At 37.7% G+C, this 25,557-nt stretch carries 23 protein-coding genes; 16 read left to right on the top strand and 7 right to left on the bottom strand.

Annotated features, from left to right (window positions below; translation table 11 throughout):
- Positions 1-12 precede the first annotated feature (12 nt).
- The 9 genes from bioA (at position 13) to fdhF (ending at position 10,250) form a co-directional block, all read left to right on the top strand.
- Positions 13-1,302, top strand: a complete 1,290-nt coding sequence (gene bioA / locus C3V42_RS00670; RefSeq protein ID WP_164994243.1) for an adenosylmethionine--8-amino-7-oxononanoate transaminase — start codon at positions 13-15, stop codon at positions 1,300-1,302.
- An 8-nt stretch (positions 1,303-1,310) separates the two neighbouring features.
- Entirely contained in the window at positions 1,311-2,453 is a 1,143-nt protein-coding gene (gene bioF / locus C3V42_RS00665) for an 8-amino-7-oxononanoate synthase (RefSeq protein WP_106013298.1), read from the top strand.
- Positions 2,454-2,462: 9 nt separating this feature from the next.
- The gene (locus C3V42_RS00660; protein WP_106013297.1) at positions 2,463-3,110 is read left to right on the top strand and encodes a DUF452 family protein; all 648 of its coding nucleotides are present in this window, start codon (positions 2,463-2,465) and stop codon (positions 3,108-3,110) included.
- Entirely contained in the window at positions 3,098-3,877 is a 780-nt protein-coding gene (gene bioC, locus C3V42_RS00655) for a malonyl-ACP O-methyltransferase BioC (protein WP_106013296.1), read from the top strand. Before C3V42_RS00660 ends, bioC begins: the two co-directional genes overlap by 13 nt.
- Before the next feature lie 12 nt (positions 3,878-3,889).
- Positions 3,890-4,531, top strand: coding sequence for a dethiobiotin synthase (bioD, locus tag C3V42_RS00650; protein ID WP_106013295.1), 642 nt, complete (start codon positions 3,890-3,892; stop codon positions 4,529-4,531).
- 81 nt (positions 4,532-4,612) lie between these two features.
- Positions 4,613-5,296, top strand: coding sequence for a lipoprotein-releasing ABC transporter ATP-binding protein LolD (gene lolD, locus C3V42_RS00645; protein WP_106013294.1), 684 nt, complete (start codon positions 4,613-4,615; stop codon positions 5,294-5,296).
- Positions 5,296-6,546 carry a lipoprotein-releasing ABC transporter permease subunit LolE gene (gene lolE, locus C3V42_RS00640; protein WP_106013293.1) on the top strand — a complete coding sequence of 417 codons (1,251 nt, stop codon included), beginning with the start codon at positions 5,296-5,298 and terminating at the stop codon, positions 6,544-6,546. The genes lolD and lolE overlap by 1 nt, the downstream gene beginning before the upstream one ends.
- A gap of 193 nt (positions 6,547-6,739) precedes the next feature.
- A complete protein-coding gene (locus C3V42_RS00635; protein ID WP_106013292.1) occupies positions 6,740-7,885 on the top strand; it encodes a 5-methyltetrahydropteroyltriglutamate--homocysteine S-methyltransferase in 1,146 nt (381 codons plus the stop codon).
- A gap of 211 nt (positions 7,886-8,096) precedes the next feature.
- Complete coding sequence (fdhF, locus tag C3V42_RS00630; protein WP_080351508.1) at positions 8,097-10,250, top strand: formate dehydrogenase subunit alpha; 2,154 nt, start codon at positions 8,097-8,099, stop codon at positions 10,248-10,250.
- A gap of 99 nt (positions 10,251-10,349) precedes the next feature.
- Here the strand turns inward: fdhF and hypA are convergent, their stop codons facing one another.
- The 5 genes from hypA to C3V42_RS00605 form a co-directional block, all read right to left on the bottom strand.
- The gene (gene hypA / locus C3V42_RS00625; protein WP_005633520.1) at positions 10,350-10,691 is read right to left on the bottom strand and encodes a hydrogenase maturation nickel metallochaperone HypA; all 342 of its coding nucleotides are present in this window, start codon (positions 10,689-10,691) and stop codon (positions 10,350-10,352) included.
- 94 nt (positions 10,692-10,785) lie between these two features.
- A complete protein-coding gene (gltS, locus tag C3V42_RS00620) occupies positions 10,786-12,000 on the bottom strand; it encodes a sodium/glutamate symporter (RefSeq protein WP_065264718.1) in 1,215 nt (404 codons plus the stop codon).
- Between the two features lie 29 nt (positions 12,001-12,029).
- Entirely contained in the window at positions 12,030-14,285 is a 2,256-nt protein-coding gene (parC, locus tag C3V42_RS00615; RefSeq protein WP_106013291.1) for a DNA topoisomerase IV subunit A, read from the bottom strand.
- A gap of 67 nt (positions 14,286-14,352) precedes the next feature.
- Positions 14,353-16,251, bottom strand: coding sequence for a DNA topoisomerase IV subunit B (gene parE / locus C3V42_RS00610; protein ID WP_106013290.1), 1,899 nt, complete (start codon positions 16,249-16,251; stop codon positions 14,353-14,355).
- A gap of 73 nt (positions 16,252-16,324) precedes the next feature.
- Positions 16,325-17,260, bottom strand: a complete 936-nt coding sequence (locus tag C3V42_RS00605) for a Kdo(2)-lipid IV(A) acyltransferase (protein ID WP_106013289.1) — start codon at positions 17,258-17,260, stop codon at positions 16,325-16,327.
- 96 nt (positions 17,261-17,356) lie between these two features.
- Here C3V42_RS00605 and hldE point away from each other — a divergent pair, with 96 nt between their 5' ends.
- The 4 genes from hldE to rpsO all read left to right on the top strand — a co-directional run bounded on the left by hldE (position 17,357) and on the right by rpsO (position 21,032).
- Complete coding sequence (hldE, locus tag C3V42_RS00600) at positions 17,357-18,787, top strand: bifunctional D-glycero-beta-D-manno-heptose-7-phosphate kinase/D-glycero-beta-D-manno-heptose 1-phosphate adenylyltransferase HldE (RefSeq protein ID WP_106013288.1); 1,431 nt, start codon at positions 17,357-17,359, stop codon at positions 18,785-18,787.
- 99 nt (positions 18,788-18,886) lie between these two features.
- A complete protein-coding gene (locus C3V42_RS00595) occupies positions 18,887-19,966 on the top strand; it encodes a DNA cytosine methyltransferase (RefSeq protein ID WP_106013287.1) in 1,080 nt (359 codons plus the stop codon).
- A gap of 1 nt (position 19,967) precedes the next feature.
- Positions 19,968-20,570, top strand: coding sequence for a hypothetical protein (locus tag C3V42_RS00590; RefSeq protein WP_106013286.1), 603 nt, complete (start codon positions 19,968-19,970; stop codon positions 20,568-20,570).
- 192 nt (positions 20,571-20,762) lie between these two features.
- On the top strand, positions 20,763-21,032 hold the full coding sequence (rpsO, locus tag C3V42_RS00585; RefSeq protein WP_005628925.1) for a 30S ribosomal protein S15: 270 nt from the start codon (positions 20,763-20,765) through the stop codon (positions 21,030-21,032).
- Between the two features lie 55 nt (positions 21,033-21,087).
- On the opposite strand, the gene C3V42_RS00580 is transcribed toward rpsO, so the two are convergent.
- On the bottom strand, positions 21,088-21,750 hold the full coding sequence (locus C3V42_RS00580) for an NAD(P)H-dependent oxidoreductase (protein ID WP_106013285.1): 663 nt from the start codon (positions 21,748-21,750) through the stop codon (positions 21,088-21,090).
- Between the two features lie 109 nt (positions 21,751-21,859).
- Between C3V42_RS00580 and C3V42_RS00575 the strand changes: the two genes are divergently transcribed.
- A complete protein-coding gene (locus tag C3V42_RS00575; RefSeq protein WP_106014294.1) occupies positions 21,860-22,534 on the top strand; it encodes an acylneuraminate cytidylyltransferase in 675 nt (224 codons plus the stop codon).
- A gap of 37 nt (positions 22,535-22,571) precedes the next feature.
- Here the strand turns inward: C3V42_RS00575 and C3V42_RS00570 are convergent, their stop codons facing one another.
- Positions 22,572-23,306: a YdcF family protein gene (locus tag C3V42_RS00570; protein ID WP_106013284.1), complete on the bottom strand. Its 735-nt coding sequence runs from the start codon at positions 23,304-23,306 to the stop codon at positions 22,572-22,574.
- Between the two features lie 133 nt (positions 23,307-23,439).
- Here C3V42_RS00570 and lsgA point away from each other — a divergent pair, with 133 nt between their 5' ends.
- Together lsgA and lsgB are read left to right on the top strand one after the other, a co-directional pair.
- On the top strand, positions 23,440-24,645 hold the full coding sequence (gene lsgA, locus C3V42_RS00565) for a lipooligosaccharide flippase LsgA (RefSeq protein WP_106013283.1): 1,206 nt from the start codon (positions 23,440-23,442) through the stop codon (positions 24,643-24,645).
- On the top strand, positions 24,642-25,556 hold the full coding sequence (lsgB, locus tag C3V42_RS00560; protein ID WP_106013282.1) for a lipooligosaccharide biosynthesis sialyltransferase LsgB: 915 nt from the start codon (positions 24,642-24,644) through the stop codon (positions 25,554-25,556). Before lsgA ends, lsgB begins: the two co-directional genes overlap by 4 nt.
- Position 25,557: the final 1 nt, after the last annotated feature.

Below are 25,557 nucleotides of genomic sequence, written 5' to 3'. Positions count from 1 at the left end.
GGTAAATGAATGATGGATGAACAATCACTTTTAGCTTTTGATACACAACATATTTGGCATCCTTATTCTTCAGTTTCTTCTGATATACCGCTTTATGCGGTAGAACGTGCTGATGGCGTGATGATAACCTTAAAAGATGGTCGTCGTTTGATTGATGGCATGTCTTCTTGGTGGGCAGCGTTGCATGGTTATAATCATCCTCGTTTAAATGCGGCTGCACAGAATCAGTTGGCAAAAATGAGCCATATTATGTTTGGCGGTTTTACCCATGAGCCCGCGGTGGAATTAGCCCAATTATTGGTACAAATTTTGCCAAATGGATTAGATAAGATCTTTTTTGCTGATAGTGGTTCTGTTGCTGTGGAAGTAGCGATGAAAATGGCTATTCAATATCAGCACGCTAAAGGGGAAGTACAACGACAAAAATTCGCCACCATCCGTTCGGGTTATCATGGCGATACTTGGAATGCGATGTCGGTGTGTGATCCAACCACAGGTATGCATCATTTATTTCATCATAGCCTGCCAGTACAATATTTTCTTCCTCAACCTAATATTCCATTTAATGCATCTTGGAATGATTGTGAGATTGAACCTTTAGCTGATTTACTTAAGAAAAAAGGTAGCGAAATCGCCGCACTTATTTTAGAGCCAGTAGTGCAAGGTGCGGGCGGTATGTATTTTTATTCGCCAACTTATTTAGTGAAAGCACAAGCGCTTTGTAAACAATATGGTGTATTGCTAATTTTTGATGAAATTGCCACTGGTTTTGGCCGCACAGGGAAATTATTTGCTGCCGAGCATGCTGGGATTTCGCCAGATATTATGTGTATCGGTAAAGCCTTAACCGGTGGTTATTTAACTTTATCGGCAACCATTACGACCACTGAAATTGCGCAAACTATTTGTCGCGGTGAGGCTAAATGCTTTATGCACGGGCCCACTTTTATGGCAAATCCATTGGCTTGTGCAATTGCGGCAGAATCTATTCGTCTATTATTGGAAAGTCCTTGGCAGCAAAATATTCAGCGAATTGAGCATTCCTTAAAACAACAGCTTTTGCCTTTAGCTGGAAAAGATTACGTCAAAGAAGTTCGCGTATTAGGGGCGATTGGGGTGGTTGAAATGAAAAGTGCGGTAAATATGAAAACTTTAGTCCCACGTTTTGTGGAACAAGGTGTTTGGATTCGGCCTTTCGGAAAATTGGTTTATGTTATGCCACCATTTGTGATTAAAGATGATGAACTTCAGAAATTAACGGAAGGCATGATTCTGGCTTTAATTCAGGAATATGAACATTAGGATAAAAAATGGATGCTTTCAAACAGCAACTGGAACAGCTTTGTGCACAAAATCAATATCGTTCAATTCCAGATTTAGTTCATCAAGGACGATATATTACGCGAGAAAATCGCAAAATGTTGAATATGTCATCTAATGATTATTTAGGTTTGGCATCGAATGAAAACTTGCGCCAGTCTTTTTTACAGCAATATGGCGATAATTTCCCTTCTTTTACCAGTTCTTCGTCTCGTTTATTAACGGGAAATTTTCCTATTTATACCGATCTTGAGCAGCTCATTGCTCAACGTTTCCAACGAGAAAGCGCTTTATTATTTAACAGTGGCTATCACGCCAATCTTGGTATTTTACCGGCGTTGACGACAACAAAAAGTTTAATTTTGGCAGATAAATTAGTGCATGCCAGTATGATTGATGGCATTCGTTTAAGCCAATGTGAGTTCTTTCGTTATCGTCATAATGATTATGAACATCTAAAGAATCTGCTCGAAAAAAATGCTGGAAAATTTGACCGCACTTTTATTGTGACGGAATCGGTTTTTAGTATGGATGGTGATGTAGCTGATTTAAAAAATCTTGTGCAACTGAAAAAACAGTTTCCCAATACTTATCTTTATGTGGATGAAGCCCATGCAATAGGCGTTTATGGTAAAAACGGATTAGGTATTGCCGAACGAGCTAATGTGATAGCTGATATAGATTTATTGGTCGGCACTTTTGGCAAAGCCTTAGCTTCAATGGGCGCTTATGTCGTCTGTGATCAAATATTAAAAGAGTGTTTGATTAATCAAATGCGTCCATTGATTTTTTCAACCGCACTTCCGCCATTTAATGTGGCATGGACTCATTTTATTTTTGAACGATTACCACAACTTTCAAAAGAAAGAACGCATCTTGAGCAGTTAAGTGCATTTTTACGCCAAGAAGTGGAGCATAGAACGCAAATAATGCCAAGCCAAACTTGCATCGTTCCTTATATTTTAGGCGAGAACGATGCAACCCTTGCTAAGGCGAAAGATCTGCAAGAGCAAGGTTATTATTGCTTGCCGATTAGACCTCCGACAGTACCGAAAGGTACATCCAGAATACGATTGTCTTTAACGGCAGATATGACAATGGATGAAGTAAAGCAGTTTGTGGCATGCTTATAAGGAAATAATGTGAAAACGAAATTTTATGATCATCAAGGTGAGCATTTAATAGTTTATTTTGCTGGCTGGGGAACACCTCTTGATGCTGTGGCTCATTTGATTTTGCCAACAGATCATGATTTATTAATTTGCTACGATTATCAAGATTTGACGTTAGATTTTGATTTTTCTGCCTATCAGCAAATTCGTGTAGTGGCATGGTCAATGGGTGTTTGGGTGGCAGAGCGAGTATTACAAGGAATCACCTTACAATCTGCAACAGCAGTGAATGGCACAGGTTTACCTTGTGATGATTGCTTCGGTATTCCCTACGCTATTTTTAAAGGTACGCTAGAGAATCTCGCAGAAAATACTCGTTTAAAGTTTGAACGTAGAATCTGTGGTGACAAAGTATCTTTTGAACGTTATCAACAATTTTCTGCACGACCATTTAACGAAATTCATCAAGAACTCACCGCTCTTTTTGCGATGATTCAGCAGGATAAACGCACCGATCTTATTCACTGGACAAATGCATGGATTAGTTCTCGCGATAAAATTTTTATGCCAGCTAATCAGCACCAATATTGGGCATCGCGTTGTGCTGTTCAGGAAATAGAGGGTGAGCATTATGTGTTTTCAAGATTTAGCCACTGGTCTGCATTATGGAATCATTAACTTCTGTAGATAAATTGCGCATTCAACAAGCCTTTCAAAAAGCCTTAAATAGCTATGATGAACATGCGTTAATTCAACAGAAAATGAATATTAAGTTAATGACGCATTTGCAAGACTATTTACCAAATGGGCCACTAGATAGTGTTTTGGAGCTTGGTTGCGGGTCTGGTATGTTGAGTTCATTGTTGCAAAAACAGATTTCAGCCAATTATTGGTTATTTAATGATTTGTGCGATGTGTGCTCTCTACTCGCTGAAAAGCTGATTCAACCTTTTGATTTTTCTTGTGGCGATGCGGAAAACTTTCCTTTTCAACGAGGGTTTGACTTGATTGCAAGTGCATCAGCGGTGCAGTGGTTCCATCATCCTGACAATTTTATTTCCCATTGTAAAACAGGATTGAAACCTAATGGTTTATTGGCGATGACGACCTTTGGTAAAGATAATTTAAAAGAGATTCGCCAAATGACGAATGTGGGGTTAAGTTATCCGAATTTATCTCAATGGCAAAATTGGTTAGCCAATGATTTTGAGCTTTTATGGTGTGACGATTTTAATGTAATACTAGACTTTGATACGCCATTGGATGTACTCAAACATCTGAAATATACTGGTGTAACAGCGACTAACCAGAAAAATTGGACAAGAAAAAATCTCAACAAATTTATTGATGATTACTTGCGGGCTTTTAGTTTGCCATCGGGTAAAGTGCGGTTAACTTATCATCCATTGTTTTTTATCGCACGTTATTCTCGTGCTGGAAATTAGTAAGGCGTATTTATGGGCAAGGTTATTTTTGTATCGGGCATTGATACCGATGTAGGTAAAACGGTTGCAACAGGTATTTATGCTAAAAAGTTGATGGAACAAGGCTTTTCCGTTATTACACAAAAAATGATTCAAACAGGCTGTAAAAATATCGCTGATGATTTGCTTGTACATCGAAAGATTCAAGGCATTGGTTTGACGGAAGAAGATTTACAAGGCGACACCTGCCCTTATCTTTTTGAATATCCTTGTTCTCCTCATTTAGCGGCAAAGCTCGAGGGGCGAGAAATTAATGAAAAAATTATTGAAAAATCTACCGCACTTTTGGTAGAAAAATATGATTATGTATTGTTGGAGGGCGCTGGTGGATTAATGGTGCCTTATTGTGACGATGCGACGACGTTAGATTATATCCAGTCAAATAATTACCCTTTGATTTTAGTGACATCGGGAAAATTAGGTAGTATTAACCACACATTATTAAGTTTAGATGCCTGTCGTTCTCATGGTGTGTCAGTGCTAAGCGTGATGTATAACGGTTATCCGGAATACGATCCAATTATTAGTGAAGAGACACAAGGCTATTTAAAACGTTATCTTAAAAAATATTTTCCTGAAACGGGATTTGAATACTTTGGGCGCATTGAAATTTAAGCTCAAAGAAAAGTGTGATAGACTCGCGCAAGTTTTTAATGAGATGATTTGCTGCTAAAGTGCGGTTAAAACGAGTAAAAAATGAATAACTATTTATTAAAATGCGAAAACATCAATAAATTTTATCAAGAAGGCGAAAATCAAACGCAAGTGTTAAAAGGCGTTTCTTTTTCTATGGAACCCGCAGAGTTGGTTGCGATTGTGGGGAGTTCTGGTTCAGGGAAAAGTACGTTATTGCATACTTTAGGGGGACTTGATCAGCCAAGTAGTGGGGAAGTGTTTATTAATGGACAATCCTTACAAAAAGCATCAGCTAATGAATTAGCTGCTTTGCGTAATCGTTATTTAGGATTTGTGTATCAATTCCATCATTTAATGGCGGATTTTACCGCACTTGAAAATGTGATGATGCCGATGTTGATTGGTCATCAGAATAAAACAGAAGCAAAAGATCGTGCCGAAAAAATGCTAAGTGCGGTAGGCTTAAGTCATAGAATTATGCATCGCCCTTCTGCGCTTTCTGGAGGGGAACGTCAGCGCGTCGCCATTGCACGTGCTTTAGTGAATAATCCATCGTTAGTTTTAGCGGATGAGCCCACAGGGAATCTTGACCACAAGACCACAGAAAGCATATTTGAACTCATTCAACAACTTAATCAAGAGCAAAATATCGCTTTTTTATTAGTCACTCACGATATGGGGCTTGCTGAAAAATTATCACGTCGTTTAGTCATGCAAGACGGTATTTTGAAGGAAGGTGCATAATGAATACGCCTTTTTTCATTAGTTGGCGTTATCAACGTGGCAAGCAGAAAAATCCTTTGGTTGCGTTAATTGCAAAATTTTCAGCTATCGGTATTGCGCTGGGTGTTGCCGTTTTAATTGTTGGCTTAAGCGCGATGAATGGTTTTGAGCGTGAGCTTAATCAACGAATTCTTGCTGTAGTTCCCCACGCAGAGATTTTATCTGCGCCCAATGCGACGGAGCCAACCATTCACCATTGGCAAAATTTAGAAAAACGCTTACAACAAAATGCCCAAATTAAAGGTATTTCCCCTTTTGTTAGTTTTACTGCATTGGTAGAAAATGGCTCAAAACTGAAAGTGGTTCAGGTGAAGGGCATTGAAAAACAAGCAGAAGATCGCGTGAGCTCTCTTGGTAATTTCGTACAAGAGCAAGGCTGGGATAAATTTGGGAAAGAAGGTGGATTAGTCTTGGGATCAGGTATTGCTAGAGAACTCGATGTAAAAGCGGGTGATTGGGTTACCTTACTTATTTCTCAGCAAAACGGCGAGGAACAACTTGCTCAACCAACTCGTGAACGCGTGCAAGTCACTGCAATTTTGCGTTTAGATGGACAACTTGATTATAGTTATGCCTTATTGCCGCTTGCTCAAGCACAAGAATTTTTGACTTATAAATCTGATCAAATAACAGGTGTTGAATTGAAATTAGATGATCCTTTTTCTGTGAAAAATCTGGATTTATCTATGCTTAATGATTATCCGCAGATGCTTTATATTCAAAACTGGATTGGTAAATTTGGTTATATGTATCGCGATATTCAACTTATTCGAACAGTGATGTACATTGCCATGGTACTCGTGATTGGGGTAGCATGTTTTAATATTGTTTCTACGCTGATTATGGCGGTAAAAGATAAGCAGGGCGATATAGCCATTATGCGTACGCTTGGGGCGAATAATGCGTTCATTAAACGTATTTTTATTTGGTATGGCTTACAGGCAGGAATGAAAGGTTGCTTAATTGGTATTGTGTTAGGCATTATACTTGCATTAAATCTTACAACCTTTATTCAAGGCATTGAGTGGGTTATCGGTAAGAAATTGTTATCGGGCGATGTGTATTTTGTCGATTTTTTGCCAAGCGAGTTACATTGGTTGGATGTTTTGATGGTTTTAGTTGCCGCGCTTGCATTGAGTTTAATTGCTAGTCTTTATCCAGCAAGTAGGGCCGCTAAATTACAACCAGCCCAAGTATTAAGTAGCCATTAATTTTGTGAATACCGCATGAAAGTGCGGTATTTTTAATATTGTAAGAATCTGCTTTCAATGATTTATATGAAATTTATTTTTTAAAACCATAAATAAAATTCATATACATCTAGATGGCTAAAACTTCAATCGCTATATATTCTTTGTTAGAATCGATCACACTTTATTTAAAATTTAATTATAGGAAAGCATCATGAGCAAATTATTTCCAAATGCCAAAACTCGAACTCAAGCCCCTTATCGTTTTGATATTGTCGGGAGCTTCTTACGCCCAGAAACATTAAAACAAGCACGCCATCAATGTAGCTGTGGCGACATTTCTTGCGCCGACTTAACTCAAGTAGAAGATAGTGAAATTTCCAAATTAGTTGAGCATCAAAAGTCAGTGGGATTATCTGCTGTAACAGATGGGGAGTTTCGTCGAACTTTCTGGCATCTTGACTTCTTAGCCGCTTTAGATGGTGTAAAAGAAGTGGATGTAGAAAAATTTTCTGTACAATTTAAGCATCATAGTGTCCGCCCAAAAACTTTACGTATTGTTGATAAAATTGATTTTTCTGAGAATCATCCATTCATAGCACATTATCGTGCTTTACAAAAAATTTCAGGTGAAACAGAAGTAAAATTAACCATTCCTTCTCCTTCCATGTTGCATTTAATTTGTACAGTACGTGAAACAGATTATCATCCTATTGCGCGTTATCAAGATAATAATCAATTATTACTTGATGATATTGCTGATGCTTATATTAAAGCAATGAATATCTTCTATGCTGCAGGCTGTCGCAATTTGCAATTGGATGATACAAGTTGGGGTGAGTTTTGTGCTGAAGATAAACGCAAGGCCTATACAGAGCGAGGTTTAGATCTTGATCAAATCGCAAAAGATTATGTCTATATGATTAATAAAATTGTTGCGGCTAAACCAGCTGATCTAGCCATTACAATGCATATTTGTCGAGGTAATTTCCGTTCTACTTGGTTCTCTGCTGGTGGTTATGAACCTATAGCAGAAATCTTATTTGGTCACTGTAATGTAGATGGTTTCTTCTTAGAATATGATAGTGATCGTGCGGGTGATTTTAAACCGTTACGTTTTATTAAAAATCAGCAAGTTGTTCTAGGATTAGTGACATCCAAATCAGGTGACTTAGAGAATCGTGATGAAATTATTGCACGCATTAAGGAAGCAACACAATATGTCGATATTAATCAGCTTTGTTTAAGCCCTCAATGTGGTTTTGCTTCTACAGAAGAAGGCAATATTTTAACTGAAGAACAACAATGGAAAAAACTAGAGTTTATCCGTGACATTGCTGAAGAGGTCTGGGGAAAATAAATATATTTATTTCCAATGTTATATAAAAATAGCCGCATAAAGTGCGGCTATTTTTTTACTTGTTTTAAATATTCTAAAAAATTACTTAAAACCTGTTCTATATCAAGAAAACCATAAAATTAATAAGACTATTTTTCTTATTTAGTCGTATTATATTACTCGGAATGATTAATTCATTCTGGTTATCTACAATAAGGACATTATTATGGCAATTAAAAAAGTGATTACTGTCTGTCCGTATTGCGCTTCAGGTTGTAAGATCAATCTATTGGTTGAAAACAACAAAATTGTGGGTGCTGAAGGTGCAAACGGTAAAACAAACGAACGGGAGCTTTGCCTGAAAGGATATTATGGCTGGGATTTTGTGCATGATACAAAAATCCTCACTCCTCGCCTAACTCAACCGATGATTCGCTACAAACGTGGCGAGCCGTTCACGCCAGTGAGCTGGGAAGAAGCTATTTCCTATTCTGCAAAACGTTTACAAGAAATTAGAGAAAAATATGGCAACGAGTCAATTATGGTAACGGGTTCTTCTCGTGGACCAGGTAACGAAGTGAATTTCGTTATGCAAAAATTTGCTCGTGCGGTATTAGGCAATAACAATATTGACTGTTGTGCGCGCGTATGACACGGCCCTTCTGTAACAGGTCTGCTCAAATCGGTCGGTAACGGCGCGATGTCCAACTCAATTGTTGAGATTGAAGACACTAAATGCGTATTTATCTTTGGCTATAATGCCTCAACGTCTCACCCTATTGTGGCGCGTCGTATTAACCACGCAAAAGCAAAAGGGGCGAAGATTATTGTTTGTGATCCTCGTAAAATTGAAACCGCTCGTATTGCTGATATTTATGCGCCTCTTGCCAATGGTAGCAACGTCGCATTTTTGAATGCAATGATGAACGTGATTCTTGAAGAAGGATTACAAGATCAAAAATTCATCGATGAACATACCGAAAATTTCGATGCGTTCTATGAAACTGTAAAAGCTTATACACCTGAATCAACTCAACATATCACTGGCATTGAGCCTGAAATGTTGAGAGAAATTGCCCGCACTTATGCGAAAGCTGAAACTGCGACAATTCTTTGGGGTATGGGGGTATGTCAGTTCCGTCAAGGTGTGGAAACTGTACGTGCGTTGGCAAGCTTGGCAATGCTTACTGGTAACTTAGGTAAACCAAATGTTGGTGTAAATCCTGTGCGTGGGCAAAACAACGTACAAGGCGCATGTGACATGGGGGCTTTATATAATACTTTACCTGGTTATCAAAGTTATGCGGATCCAGAAATCAACGCTAAATTTGCGAAAGCATGGGGCGTACCGTCTATTCCAACCAAACCAGGTGTACCATTGAGTGAAGTGCCACATGCTGTGGCAGAAGGTAAACTCAAAGCATTCTATATTATGGGTGAAGATACTTTACAAACTGAACCTGATTTGAATGCAATGAAACAAACCTTTAAAGATCTTGAGTTTATTATTGTTCAAGATATCTTTATGACTCAAACGGCAGCGGAAGCGGATGTGATTTTACCAGCAACATCTTGTGCTGAACACGAAGGTGTTTATAGTGCGGCTGACCGTGGTTTCCAACGTTTCTATAAAGCGGTGGATCCTGTGGGTGATGTGAAAGACGACTGGGAAATCATCAGTCTTATGGCACAAGCTTTGGGTTATCCAATGCATTACAACAACACCAAAGAAATTTGGGATGAGTTGCGTGAGCTTTGCCCAATTTATAAAGGTGCAACTTACGAAAAAATGGAAGGCTTGGGTTATATTCAATGGCCATGTACGGATGAAGGCCCTGAAGATCAAGGTACTACATACTTATATGAAGGTCAAATCTTCGACCGTCCAAATGGTAAAGCAGAGTTCTTTGCTTGCGACTGGGAACCACCAATGGAAGAAGTTTCTGAAGAATATCCATTAGTCCTTTCTACCGTACGTGAAGTTGGTCACTATTCTTGCCGTTCAATGACGGGTAACTGCCGTGCACTTGCTGCGTTGGCTGATGAGCCAGGATTTGTTCAAATGAACGATCAAGATGCGAAAGCTTTAGGCATTAAGAATAATGAGCTTGTTTGGATTTCTTCATCTCGTGGTAAAGTGATATCTCGTGCTGATGTAAGTTCTCGTACTAACAAAGGTGCGTGTTATATGACTTACCAATGGTGGATCGGAAAATGTAACGAACTCACCGCTGAACATTTAAATCCGGGATCTCGTACTCCGGAATATAAATACAGCGCAGTGCGTATCGAAAAAATTGAAGATCAACGTTGGGCTGAGCACTATGTTGTCACTGAATATACTAAGCTCAAATCTCGTTTAAAAGAAACCGCACTTGTGGCTTAATAATATTTATCATGATGAGGACAGGCTTTATGCCTGTCCTTTTTTATGTCTAATGAAATATGATGTAGGTAAGAATATTAGAAATGTAAAAAGAGTGGTTTATTCAAAGGCAATTTCTTTAATACGTAACTCATCACCGCTTTGTCGTTGCAAATGTATGCTGCCACAATTTGGACAAGAATCATGATGAGCTTGTATCTCAACTAATTTTTGACATTGCCAACACCAGGCTTGCGCTGCAATAGGAATTAGATGAAGTTTACAGCCTTCAGCAGCCGTACCTTGAAAGGTTATATCAAAACAAAATTCTAATGCATCAGGTTCTACACAAGAGAGCGCGCCAATTTCTAGCCAAAGATCCGTAACTTTTTTTATATCGTGACTCTTGCATTGTTGTTCTACTATTTCCAGCATATTTTGACAAAGAGACAATTCGTGCATAATTTTTCCTTTTGTTTTTCTTCCTTAAAACAAATGCCTTTACCAATTCAAGATAAAGGCATTTCTCTAAAACATTGTCAATTTCAACCGCACTTTACACGAGCATATTTACAACTGCAAATGAAACTTTTAATAGCGCAGCGTTGATTAAGTCGATAAAGAATGCACCGACCATTGGAACGATTAAAAATGCTTTGTGTGATGGCCCAAAACGGCTGGTAATGGCTTGCATATTTGCAACGGCTGTTGGGGTTGCTCCTAAACCGAAACCACAGTGACCAGAGCTTAATACAACCGCATCATAATCTTTACCCATTGCGCGATAAGTAACATAGATTGCAAATACCGCCATAAAGACAACTTGTACTGCAAGGATGATTAATACATCTACCGCTAAGCCTGCAAGTTCCCAAAGTTTTAATGACATTAGGGCGATAGCTAAGAAGATAGATAAACCCACGCTACCTAATACATCAATAGCCGAATCAGCCACTTGGAAACGGAAGATATTGGTTAAAATATTACGGATAATTACACCGGTAAATAAACACCATACGAATGTTGGTAATTGGAATGCGGTACCTTTTGTTTGAGCATCTAAATATTGGCCGATAAGCAAACAGATAGACATCATTGCAATGGTTTCAATTAACGAACGTGAAGTAATTTTACGTTTGTAAGTTGGATGTTCAAAAGCCTCTTGAATATCATCTACTTCATCGTTTTCAGGATTTTCACCTTGTTTTTGACGATTTAATAAGAAACGTGCAACAGGGCCACCGATGATACCACCAAAGACTAAACCAAAGGTTGCACATGCCATCGCAATTTCAGTTGCACCTTGTAAATTGAATTGGTGAGTAAATGTATCAGCCCATGCAGCACCAGTACCATGACCGCCAGTTAATGTGACAGAACCCGCTAATAAGCCGTATGCTGGGTGGATACCTAATGCTAATGAACCTATGACACCGATAACATTTTGGCAAATAATTAGCAAACCAGCGACGAATAAAAATACGATAAGTGGTTTTCCGCCTTTAATTAAACGGGAAAAGTTTGCACTTAAACCAATGGAAGTGAAGAACACTAACATCATGGTAGTTTGCAAATTCTTATCGAAGTTAAAGGATGTACCGTCTACTTTATTCCAAATTAAAAGAGCAATAGCAACAATAAATCCACCAACAACTGGCTCAGGAATGTTGAATGTTTTTAAGATGCTAATTCGTTTAACGAGAAAATACCCCAAGAGCAAGACTAAGCTTGCTAGTGCAAGGGTTTCATACGTGCTAAATGTATGACTCATAAATTGGATCTCCCTATGTTGTGTTTAAGTTATGTGTTGTGTTGCGGTTCGATTACCACTATTTCAACATTGGTATGTAATCCGCGTGGTAATGTCGAACCTTTTCTGCCTCGTTCAGCACGGAACTTCTGCAGATCTTCCGGTTTTAATACAATTTTTCGTTTTCCGGAATGAAATTCAAGACTTGCTTGATCTGAAATAAGCAATAATTTCACTAACAATTCACTGCGCTCCTTTGCATTTGCGGCAGGAATTGTCACAATTTTATTGCCTTTGCCTTTTGATAATGCCGGTAAATCTTTTACCGGGAAAATCAACATTCTGCCAGCGGATGTCATCGCGACAACAAGTGAGGTGGCATTCGCCAGCGTTTTAGGCTCCATCACTTTGGCATTTTCCGGTAAAGAAATCAAGGCTTTTCCTGCTTTATTGCGTGCAATTAAATCTTCAAATTTACAAATAAAACCATAACCCGCATCAGAAGCCATCAATAATTCTTGCTGTTCGCTGGCCATTACGACATATTCAATGGTCGCACCAGCGGGTAAATTTAGTTTACCTGTGAGGGGTTCACCTTGCGAACGCGCGGAAGGTAATGAAAGCGGATCGAGTGCATAACTTCGCCCCGTACTATCAATGAATACAACAGCTTGATTACTCTTGCCACAAGCGTGAGCTCGATAATTATCACCAGCTTTGTAGCTTAATGATTTAGGATCAATATCGTGTCCTTTAGCACAACGAACCCAGCCCATTTCGGATAAGATGACAGTGACAGGCTCTGCTGGTGTCATGTCACTTTCAGAGATCATTTTGGCTTCTTCTCGTTCGACCAGTTGAGACATTCGTGGACTAGTATATTTTTTCGCATCTTCTTGAATTTCTTTTTTGATAAGCGTATTCAAACGGCGTTCCGATCCTAAAATTGCTTCTAAATTTAACCGCTCTTTTTCAAGTTCATTTTGTTCAGCTTTGAGTTGGTTTTCTTCTAATTTCGCTAAATGACGTAAGCGTAAATTTAAAATTGCATCGGCTTGTTCATCGCTTAAATTAAAGCGTGCTATAAGCTCTGCTTTTGGATCATCTTCATGGCGTATAATTTCGATAACCTCATCAATATTTAAAAAGGCTACCATCAAACCTTCTAAAATATGCAAGCGAGAGAGCACTTTATCCAAACGATATTGAAGACGACGAGTCACGGTTATTCGGCGGAAAGTAAGCCATTCATTTAAGATTTCTAATAAGCCTTTTACCGCAGGTTTATGATCAAGCCCGATCATATTCATATTTACACGGTAGCTTTTTTCAAGATCTGTAGTCGCAAATAAGTGTGCCATTAATGCATCGGTATCGACGCGATTTGAGCGAGGAACTAGCACAATCCGAATTGGATTTTCGTGATCGGCTTCATCACGAATATCTTCTAGCATTGGCAGTTTTTTTGCCGTCATTTGTTCGGCTATTTGGGCAATAATTTTGGATGGCGAAGATTGATGCGGAAGTGCTGAGATAATAATTTCACCGTCTTCTTTTTTCCAAGTTGCACGCATTTTTATTGAGCCACGACCTTGCTCATAAATTTTACGAATTTCTGATTTGGGCGAAATAATTTCCGCTTCTGTTGGAAAATCTGGACCTTGAACAATTTTAAGTACATCATCTAATCCCGCTTTCGGATTATCTAGCAACATTACTGCCGCATCAGCAATTTCGTTAATATTGTGTGGTGGAATATCTGTCGCCATACCCACTGCAATACCTGTTGTGCCGTTCAATAAAATATGAGGTAAACGAGCAGGTAAATATTGTGGTTCAGCCAAGGTTCCATCAAAGTTTGGTTGATAATCTACCGTTCCTTGTCCGAGTTCACTCAGCAATATTTCAGAGATTTTAGATAGGCGTGATTCCGTATAACGCATGGCAGCGAAAGATTTTGGATCATCTGGCGCCCCCCAGTTACCTTGACCATCTACGAGCGGATAACGATAAGAGAAGGGTTGTGCCATTAACACCATCGCTTCATAACAAGCACTGTCTCCATGTGGATGGAATTTACCGAGTACATCACCGACGGTACGGGCAGATTTTTTGTATTTTGCCGTGGCATTTAAGCCAAGTTCAGACATCGCATATACAATACGGCGTTGAACGGGTTTTAAACCGTCACCGATAAAAGGCAGCGCACGATCCATGATGACATACATGGAATAGTTGAGATAAGCCCTTTCGGTGAAGGTGCGTAGAGGCATTTGCTCAATGCCTTCATAATTGATATTTGTCATTTTGGTTTCTGTTAATTGAATATATTCTTAATTTATTAAAATTCGGATTTGCTGAGATTAATTTAGTCTAAACAGATAAATCAACCTGATCGCCTTTCGCTTGCAACCAATTTTTACGGTCTTCGGAACGTTTTTTCGCTAATAACATATCCATGAGTTCTAATGTATCCGCACCTTGGTCTTCCTCTAAATCATAAGTTAATTGAACAAGGCGACGAGTATTAGGATCCATTGTTGTTTCACGCAATTGCGATGGGTTCATTTCACCTAAACCTTTAAAACGTTGAACATTAGGTTTGCCTTTTTTATTTTTTAATCGATCTAAAATCGCCTCTTTTTCACTTTCATCTAATGCGTAGAAGACTTCTTTATTTAAGTCAATGCGATAAAGTGGTGGCATTGCGACGTAAACGTGACCGTCTTGTACCAATTTCGGAAAATGACGTAAGAACAGGGCGCAGAGCAGAGTGGCAATATGCAGACCATCGGAGTCAGCATCCGCGAGAATACATACTTTACCATAGCGAAGTTGTGATAAATCATTGCTGTCAGGATCGATTCCAAGAGCAACGGCGATATCGTGAATTTCCGTTGAACCTAATACTTGATCAGGTGAAACTTCCCATGTATTTAAGATTTTTCCACGTAACGGCAAAATCGCTTGATATTCGCGATCACGCGCTTGTTTTGCTGAACCGCCCGCAGAGTCGCCCTCCACTAAAAATAATTCAGTTTTTTCTAAATCCTGTGAGCCACAATCTGCTAATTTCCCTGGTAACGCAGGGCCACTAACGAGTTTTTTTCGCACGACTTTTTTGGCTGCACGTAATCGGCGTTGTGCAGAACTAATGGCAATTTCTGCTAATTTTTCAGCATCTTGTACGTTTTGGTTGAGCCATAAACTAAACGCATCTTTTAAAACACCGCTGACAAAGACCGCACTTTGGCGTGATGATAAGCGTTCCTTAGTTTGCCCCGCGAATTGCGCATCCTGCATTTTAAGGGAAAGAATGTAAGAACAACGATCCCAAATATCATCAGCGGTAAGTTTTACGCCGCGTGGTAATAGATTTCTAAATTCGCAAAATTCTCGAATGGCATCTAATAAACCTTGACGTAGGCCATTAACATGTGTTCCGCCTTGAATAGTCGGAATTAAGTTTACGTAGCTTTCGCCAATCAGTTCGCCACCTTCTGGTAACCAAAGTAATGCCCAGCTAACCGCTTCATTTGTTCCTTTAAATTCACCAACGAATGGTTTTTCCGGAAGTGTTTCAAAGCCATTAACTGCTTCGATAAGATAATCGGAAAGCCCATCTTCATATAACCAAATATCTTGAGTATTGTTTACTTTATCAATGAATTTGATTTCAAGCCCTGAGCAGAGGACGGCTTTCGCTCTTAATAAATGGCGTAGACGGCTAACGGAAAATTTTGCGCTGTCAAAATATTTTGGATTCGGTTTGAAGTGAACTGTTGTCCCCGTTGTGCGTCTGCCACAAGTCCCAATAACTTCCAATTCTTCTACTTTATTGCCGTTTTCAAAGGCAATTTTATACACTTCACCATTACGTTTGACTTGAATATCCACTCGTTCAGAAAGCGCATTCACCACAGAAATCCCCACACCGTGTAAACCACCGGCAAATTCATAATTTTTATTGGAGAATTTACCACCAGCATGAAGTTTAGTCAGGATCACTTCTACGCCGGAAACGCCTTCCATTGGATGAATATCCACAGGCATACCGCGACCATTGTCTGTGACTTCAATGGATTGATCTGGGTGTAAAATTACTTCAATTTTTGTGGCAAAACCCGCAAGGGCTTCATCCACGCTGTTATCAATAACTTCTTGTGCGAGGTGATTCGGACGAGTGGTATCTGTATACATACCGGGGCGAATTTGCACCGGCTCGAGATCTTTAAGTACGGTAATTTCTTGAGCTGAATAATTGGTTGTCATGGTTAGATGAGTCGTTAATTTTTTAAATTTGAGAAAATTCTATCAAAAAGTGCGGTGATATTCGACCGCACTTTTAATCGTATAAACCAGGCGTATTTTCATCTGGGCGTGTTTTAAAACGGCGATGTAGCCACATATATTGTGATATGCCCTTCATGATTTCCTTTTCAACGATTTGATTCATTCGCGCTGCAATCGCCGTTTCATCTTGTAAATCTGTAAAATCAACAGGCGCTGAAATACTCACGGTATAGCCTGAGCCATCTTTATTTCGTAATGGCGCAAATGGAATCACTTTGCTATTTGGTGAGGATTTCAGTAAATAATAACTACCAGTGGTTGTGCAAGCATCAGGAACCGCAAAAAAGGGAACAAAAACGGCATTTTTTCTGCCGTAATCGTGATCAGGCGCATACCAAATGGTTTCTTCATTGCGTAAAGCTTTGATCATTCCACGTAAATCTTTACGATTTAGTAAATTTTTATTTGATTTTAAACGTCCTTGAATTTGTAGCCAATCAAATGCAGGATCGTCATTTGGGCGGTAAACTCCAATACCAGGATGATGTAAACCAATGATACGCGCACCAAGTTCTAGTGTTAAGAAATGAACACCGACGAGAACAATTCCATCTTTTTGATTTTCTTTTAGATAATGTAAGCCTTCAACTTTTGACCATTTTTTGATACGTGTATCCGACCAAAACCAAGCCATACCTGTTTCGATAATTGCCATGCCTACTGAGCGGAGATTTTCTTGCAAAATCACCTCACGCTCGTTTTCAGGCATATCAGGGAAACAAAGTTCAAGATTACGGCGTGCAATGGCAGCTCGACGTTTACCCACTTTTAAATGTGAAAACAGCCAACCGAGACCATGACCAATATGGCGCAAAATAGGATAGGGAAGACATAAAATACTTCGCCAAATTGCCACGCCTAGCCAAAAAAGCCAGTATTTTGGAGCTAAAAAGTGCGGTTGAAATTGAGGGAGTTTTTCGTTTTTCATTGTTCTTTCCACGTAAGTTAGGAGCGTAGTTTATCGTAAATTTGAGTTGTGGTAAAATCGCCACAATTTTGGTTATTCAAATAGAGAGATTTTAAAATGGCTCAATATTCAGCAGAATTTAAGCAAGCAAAAGTGCTCGTATTAGGCGATGTGATGCTTGATCGTTATTGGTTTGGCGCAACCAACCGTATTTCACCAGAAGCCCCTGTGCCAGTGGTTCGTGTACAAGAAAATGAAGAACGCGCGGGTGGTGCTGCAAATGTAGCGATGAATATTGCTTCACTCAACGTACCTGTTCAGTTAATGGGATTGATTGGACAAGATGAAACTGGTTCTGCGCTTTCCCACTTATTAGAAAAACAAAAAATCGATTGTAATTTTGTTGCATTAGAAACCCATCCAACCATTACTAAATTACGTATTTTATCCCGTCACCAACAGTTACTTCGCCTTGATTTTGAAGAAGATTTCAATAATGTAGATTGCAAGGATTTATTAGCGAAGTTAGAAAGTGCGGTGAAAAATTATGGTGCTTTGATTCTTTCTGATTATGGCAAAGGCACTCTTAAAGATGTTCAGAAAATGATTCAAATTGCACGCAAAGCAAATGTGCCTGTGTTAATCGATCCAAAGGGAACTGATTTTGAACGTTATCGTGGTGCGACATTATTGACACCAAATATGTCTGAATTTGAAGCTGTTGTGGGCAAATGCAATACAGAAGAAGAGATTATTGAGAAAGGTTTAAAATTAATTTCTGATATTGAATTAACCGCACTTTTGGTGACGCGTTCTGAAAAAGGAATGACATTATTACGTCCAAATCAAGAACCCTATCATTTGCCAACCGTTGCAAAAGAAGTGTTTGATGTGACGGGAGCCGGTGACACCGTTATTAGCGTATTAGCAACTGCGTTAGCTGATGGGCGTTCTTTCGAAGAATCTTGTTACCTAGCCAATGTCGCCGCTGGAATTGTGGTGGGTAAATTGGGGACTTCAACGGTTTCGACCGTGGAACTTGAAAATGCTATTCATGTTCGCTCTGAAACGGGATTTGGCATTATGAGCGAAGCAGAATTAAAAGATGCTGTCGCACAAGCTAAAGCGCGCGGTGAAAAAATTGTGATGACTAATGGCTGTTTCGATATTTTGCATCCAGGCCATGTTTCTTATTTAGAAAATGCACGTAAATTGGGCGATCGTTTAATTGTCGCGGTAAACAGCGATGATTCCGTTAAACGCTTAAAAGGTGACGGTCGCCCAATTAACAACCTTGAAACTCGAATGGCTGTGCTTGCTGGTTTGGCATCAGTAGACTGGTTGGTACCATTCACTGAAGATACACCACAACGTTTAATCGGTGAAATTCTACCAGATCTTTTAGTCAAAGGCGGCGATTACAAACCCGAAGAGATTGCAGGCAGTAAAGAAGTTTGGGCAAATGGCGGTGATGTTAAAGTGCTAAACTTTGAAAATGGTTGTTCAACAACAAATGTGATTGAAAAAATTAGGACATTAAAAGAGTAGACTGTAGGAAATAGAATTATTGCATCTACGATTTTTTATGTTGTTATATAAATATAATTAGACATATTTTTACTGAATACTACTTTTTTAGAGATGTACATGGCTGAAATTTTAGAACAGCAAAATATAATTGAAGAACCTGAAGCACAATATCATTTGTTTTCAGAAAATAAGCACCTAGTGCAGAATACAGTAAGTTTTACCTTTATTGATCTTTTTGCTGGAATTGGTGGCTTTAGACTAGCAATGCAAAATTTGGGTGGAAAATGTGTTTTTTCTAGTGAATGGGATGAGCAAGCTCAAAAAACGTATGCTGCAAATTTTGGAGATATTCCTTACGGTGATATTACTTTAGAAGAAACAAAGGCTAGAATTCCTAAAGAATTCGATATCCTTTGTGCTGGCTTTCCTTGTCAGGCTTTTTCTATTGCAGGGAAAAGAGGCGGATTTGAAGATACCAGAGGAACGTTATTTTTTGATGTCGCTGAGATTATTCATCGTCATCAACCGAAAGCCTTTTTTTTAGAAAATGTGAAAGGATTAATTAATCACGATAAAGGACGTACGCTTAAAATTATTTTAAACACATTGAGAGAGGATTTAGGTTATTTTGTACCAGATCCTGAAATTGTAAATGCTAAAGATTTCGGTGTGCCACAAAATAGAGAACGGATCTATATTGTGGGATTTCATAAAGATACAGGGGTGAATTCATTTAATTATCCAAAGCCGACCAATCAGTCAGTGCGTTTTATTGATATTCGTGAAGATAAACCAGTTGCAACGAAATATTATTTATCAACCCAATATATTAATACATTACGGAAGCATAAAGCTCGTCATGAAAGTAAAGGTAACGGCTTTGGATATGAAATTATTTCTGATAATGGAATAGCGAATGCAATTGTTGTTGGTGGCATGGGAAGAGAGCGTAATTTGATTATTGATCATCGAATTACTGATTTTACCCCAACAACTCGGATTAAAGGCGAAGTTAATCGAGAGGGGATTCGTAAGATGACTCCAAGAGAATGGGCCAGATTACAAGGTTTTCCTGATAGTTATGTAATTCCTGTTGCAGATGCCTCGGCATATAAACAATTTGGCAATTCTGTTGCTGTGCCAGCTATTCAAGCAACAGCAAAACAAATATTAAATGAATTAAACATAGGTAAATAATATGACTACTAAAGGACGAAAGGTTGTCACTATTATCAAACAAATGATAGAAGAATATCCTATTAACAAAGAGTGGACTGCAAGTGAATTTATTTCTACTTATTGGGGTATTTATAAATCTGATTATAAAGAAGATAATTCGGTAAATGGGGGAGTGTTTGAGCAATTACTTGTCCTTTCATTACTTAGAGAAGGAATCGGCCCCGTTTATGTTCAAGCAAAACTTGCTTTTGTACCAAATGTAATTCTTGATATTGTCCTCTATAATCGTAGAACGCCCATCACTATTAGTGCTAAAACGTCATTAAGGGAACGTTGGAAACAAGCCGATCTTGAGGCTGTTGCAACAAAATATGTTCATAGAGATGCAAAGTGTTATCTTTTAACGCTTTCTGAAAGTGAAGTCAAAACTAGACGAGCAGATAGAAATAGTTATATGGGAATTGATAAATTTATTCTTGCTCACACTACAGAGTATGATCAATTTATCAATGAGTTAAAACAAATTAAAATTTCAGAGAGTGAAACTATTAAAATTATTGAAACAGATCATCATGTTTATAATAAAGAAATAGCCAATGAAATGTATAGAATTTCACTATAGTGGTAATAATTCCTAGCTACATGCTTTCAAATTTTACAATTGATTCAAGACAAACAAATCAGAATGATGGGTTTTTGCTTGAATAAACCTTGCATTTGAGTTTATTCATCGCTAGAATGCAGGCTCCTTGTCGTCGCTGAGTTAGAGATCGGCGAATGATGTATTAACAACACTACCTTTTAGGAGTAAAAAATGTCTCTAAGTACTGAAAAAAAAGCAGCAATCGTTGCTGAATTTGGTCGCGATGCGAAAGATACAGGTTCTTCTGAAGTTCAAATCGCATTATTAACTGCACAAATCAACCACTTACAAGCTCACTTTGCAGAGCACAAAAAAGACCACCATGGTCGTCGTGGTTTATTACGTATGGTTTCTCGTCGTCGTAAACTTTTAGACTACTTAAAACGTACTGATCTTGCTTTATACCAAAGCACTATCGCTCGTTTAGGTTTACGTCGCTAATTTTAAATGCTAAAAATAAAGCTCCCAAGTTGGGAGCTTTTTACTTTATACAGGATTATTCTACCCACTGTATGATTTCATCAAATTCCTTTCGAGATTTTTTAGTAATATCACGTGAACGATAACCAAAGGTTGCTGCAACAGAAACGCCGTATTCATTAGGATCCAATAAACCTTCTTGAGCTAAGCATTCATTCATTTTATCATAATTGAATCCTTCAATCGGGCAGGAATCAATACCAAGTGCGGTTGCCCCAGTTAACATATTGGCAAGGGCAATATATGTTTGTTTGCTACACCAATCAAATAAAGCGCGTTCATTTTTAAGTAATTTCATGTCTTCTTCTTGAAAGCTTTTATATTTTTCTAGTGCCGCATGTTGTTGTTCTATATTTAGACCTTTACGTGTCATTACATCGGTAAAAAACTCACTATCATAACGTGCATTTTTCTTTGCAAGGATGATCACTAGATGGCTACAGTTATCTAATTGATTGCTCATTCCCCAGCTGAATGGTTTCATTTTTTCGCGTAAGGTTTTATTTTGGATGACTAAAAATTTCCAAGGCTCGGAACCAACAGAACTTGGTGATAATCTTGCGCATTCTAAAATAGCTTGAAAATCTTCGATGCTAATTTTTTTGTTTGGATCGTAATAGCGTGTAGAGCTACGTCTATTGAATAGTTCAATAAGTTGTTCGCGAGTAAGTTGAATCATCTGTTTTCCTTTTATTAGCAAATAGATGAGGATATGTTAAAGATTAATTTTTGCTAAAACAAGGGAAACATTCTAAAATGAAAGACACTTTGTCATGTGGAGTGAAAAAATGAAAAGAATTGCAATTATACCTGCCAGGGCTGGTTCAAAAGGAATTAAAGATAAAAATTTACAGCTTGTTGGAGGTGTGTCTTTAGTTGGTCGTGCCATTTTAGCCGCACAAGAATCAGGAATGTTTGATCAGGTTGTTGTAACCTCTGATGGGGAGAAGATTCTGAAAGAAGCAGAAAAATATGGTGCAATTTCGGTGGCTCGCCCTGAGAGTTTAGCACAAAGTGATACTCGCACAATTGATGCTATTTTACATTGTTTAGAAAGCCTAAATATTTCTGAGGGAGTAGCTGTTTTGTTACAGCCAACAAGTCCATTACGCAATGCTTTAGATATTCGTAATGCAATGGAAATTTTCCTAGGAGGAAAATATAAGTCGGTCATATCAGCTTGTGAATGCGAACATCATCCTTATAAATCATTTACTTTAGAAAATGAAGATGTAAAACCTATTCATGAGATAAGTGATTTTGAAGCACCGCGTCAAAAATTACCTAAATCTTACCGTGCAAATGGAGCTATTTATATTAATGATATTGAGAGTTTATTTGTAGAAAAACGTTTTTTTATTGAGCCTATGCGTTTTTATTTAATGCCTACTTATCGCTCGATTGATATTGATTCAACTCTGGATTTACAATTAGCTGAAAGTTTAATCTCAAAAGAATTTTAGAAGATTGGTCGCATTTTGTGACCTCTTTTATATCAGATTAATGAACTTTCCAATAACCAATCCACTCTTTTAATAAAACCATATTGCTATTCAATGCACCTAAGTCAGGAACAAAAGATTTGGCAGATAAATTTCCTTTGCTGCCATAGCTTGCCGCTGCAGCAGGAAGTACATCAAATCCTTGTTTTTCAAAAAGATATTTGGCTCGTTTCATATGCCATTGATTTGTTACTAAAATAATTTTTTGAATATGATCTTTAACTAAAATAGTTTTAGTAAAACTGGCATTTTCTTCCGTATTACGGGCTTTATTTTCGATCCATTGCGTTGGCACATTAAAGAATTGGTTAAGTTCTTTTGCCATTAAGTCGCCTTCAGAAATGCCTATCAAAGAATAGCCCGTAGTTAAAACAGGCAAGCCCGTTTCTTTTTGTAAAAATGCTGCATAACGTAAACGTTCTAGTTGCGCTGCGCCAGAAGCCGTTTCTGCATACAGTTCTTTGGTTGGGTAAGATCCACCGCCTAATATGACGATGGCTTGAGCTTGTTTATACTCATCTAGGGTAAGGGCTGGAGAATCATCATTATCTGTTAGCAATAAACCAGTAAAAGGCGCACTCATGACATAAAGCCAAGTGAAACTGATAAGCGCAATAAATTTGGCTAATTTTTTGAAATGAACACGATAAAGAATTGCTGCAATAATTAGTAATACAAAGGTATTGAGAGGTGGTGCGATAAGTGCGGTAAGAAGTTTTCCTAGTTCTAACATAGATAAGATCCTTGATATAGAGCGGTTTCATTATAATGATTAGTCATAGCTTGTCTATGTTGATTTTGTTAAAATAAGCCCCTTATTTTTTGATAAACAAACGCTCGAATTCATCAAAAGTGCGGTTATATTTATGAAAGTTTTTAAAGACAGTGTCATTTACCTTGTTGGGGAATTATCGTCAAAGTTAGTTCCTTTTTTACTTTTGCCTTATTTATCGCGTAAATTGGGCGTAGAAGGGTATGGTTCACTTTCTTATTATCAAACTTTTTTAAGTTTATTTTTGATTGTGGTTTCTTTAACTCAAGAGGGCGCAATTTCCCGTTATTTTTATTTTTACGGAAAACGTTCATTAAATTTAGTGGTAAATACTGGCTATGCTTATACCACGATAATTGGCAGCATTATTTTAATTGGCTGTTGGATTGCTCAGTCAGAAATATTATTCTATGCCGCACTTTCCTCAATTTTCCAATCTTTCTTAAATGTTCAGTTAAGTGTAAGACAATGCCAGAAAAAGGCTTGGTCTTATGCTTTTATTCAATTTTCACTCACTGTTACTGGCGCAGTATTTACCGTCGCATTGCTCGAGTATTATCAAAATGATCTTGTTGAAAAAAGAATTTTGGCCATTTTATTGAGTAATTTAGTCGTTTGGTTTTTTTCTTATTTTCTTTATAGAAAGAGTGCAACATCTAAAAAATATCAATTTAAACATTATCAATCTGCATTATTTTATATTTTAGGATTTGGATTACCGCTCATTTTGCATCATGCGAGCTTTTTCTTAAAAGGGCAGTTAGACCGTATTTTTATTTATCATAAATTCAGTGAAACAGATTTAGGGCTTTATGCAATGGGCGCTCAACTTGCTTTGGTGGTTTCTATTGCTATTCAAGCTCTTAATAAAGCGATTATTCCTTATTTTTATGAAGCCTTAAAACAAAAAAAATTAGTGATTCAACAGTTACATAAATGGGCGTTGTCTTCCTTTTTGCTGATACCTATTCCTGCTTTAGTCATGTGGATTATTCCTGAAGATGTGTTAGTTTGGATTTTAGGTAGCCAATTTGTGGGAACGAAATATTATTTTATTTTATTTTTAATTTCGACCACATTAAGTATTCCTTATTTGATTTTAGTTAATTATCTTTTCTATTATGGAAAAAATAAACTTATTTCCCAATGTTCGGTTTTATCTACAATCATTTATGTAGCGAGCCTTGTGGTTTTAACTTTTACAGAAATTAAATATATCCCTTATGCTGGAATTATTGGTTCTCTTTCCATTATTCCTATTCTTTATTTTATGACATCTAAAGTGAGTAAAACCCTATGAATCTCATTCTTTGTTGCACACCATTGCAAGTATTAATTGCGAGAAAAATCATTGAATTACATCCTAACGAGCAATTCTTTGGCGTCATGTTTGGTGGTGTGTGGGATAAAAAAAGAACCTTGTACGCGAGTAAATTAGCGGAAGTTTGTAGTGATTCGGTGAACATTGATACGGGAAAAGATCTAAAAGGTTTCGATTCTCTCAAGTTAATGCGCCAGCTTAAGAATAAAATTACGCATAAAAGTTTTGATAAGGTTTTTCTCGCCAATCTTAATTCATTATGGCTACAAACTTATCTTAGCCATGTTTCATTTAAAGAGCTTTACACCTTTGATGATGGCTCAGATAATATTTTCCCTCACCCCAATTTATTGAGAGAGCCTGATACATTTAAATATAAACTGATTAAAGCCTTTATTGGCGATAAATATAATGTGCATAAATTATTTAAAAAAATAAAAAAACATTATACGATTTATCCTAATTACAAAAATATTGTTTCCAATATTGAACCTATTTCCTTATGGGATAATAAAGTAGATTGCGATATAGATGGAGAGGTCTCATTTTTTATTGGGCAGCCCTTATTAAATACAAAAGAGGAAAACCTCTCATTAATAAAAAAATTAAAAGATCAGATTCCTTTTGACTATTATTTCCCTCATCCTGCAGAAGATTACCGAGTAGATGGGGTAAATTATGTTGAATCAGAACTCATTTTTGAAGATTACGTATTTAAGAATTTATCGAATAAAAAAGTGATTATTTACACGTTCTTCAGTTCTGTTGCGTTTAATTTATTAAGTCATCCTAATGTAGAAATTCGTTTTATTAGAACGAGTATTCCAAGATGGCAATTCTGTTACGATTCATTCCCAGAACTTGGATTAACGATTTATAAGGAAATCTAAG

It is taken from the genome of Haemophilus sp. oral taxon 036, from assembly GCF_002998595.1.
Lineage (GTDB): Bacteria > Pseudomonadota > Gammaproteobacteria > Enterobacterales > Pasteurellaceae > Haemophilus > Haemophilus haemolyticus_K.
This window is presented reverse-complemented; position numbering and strand designations above follow the sequence as displayed.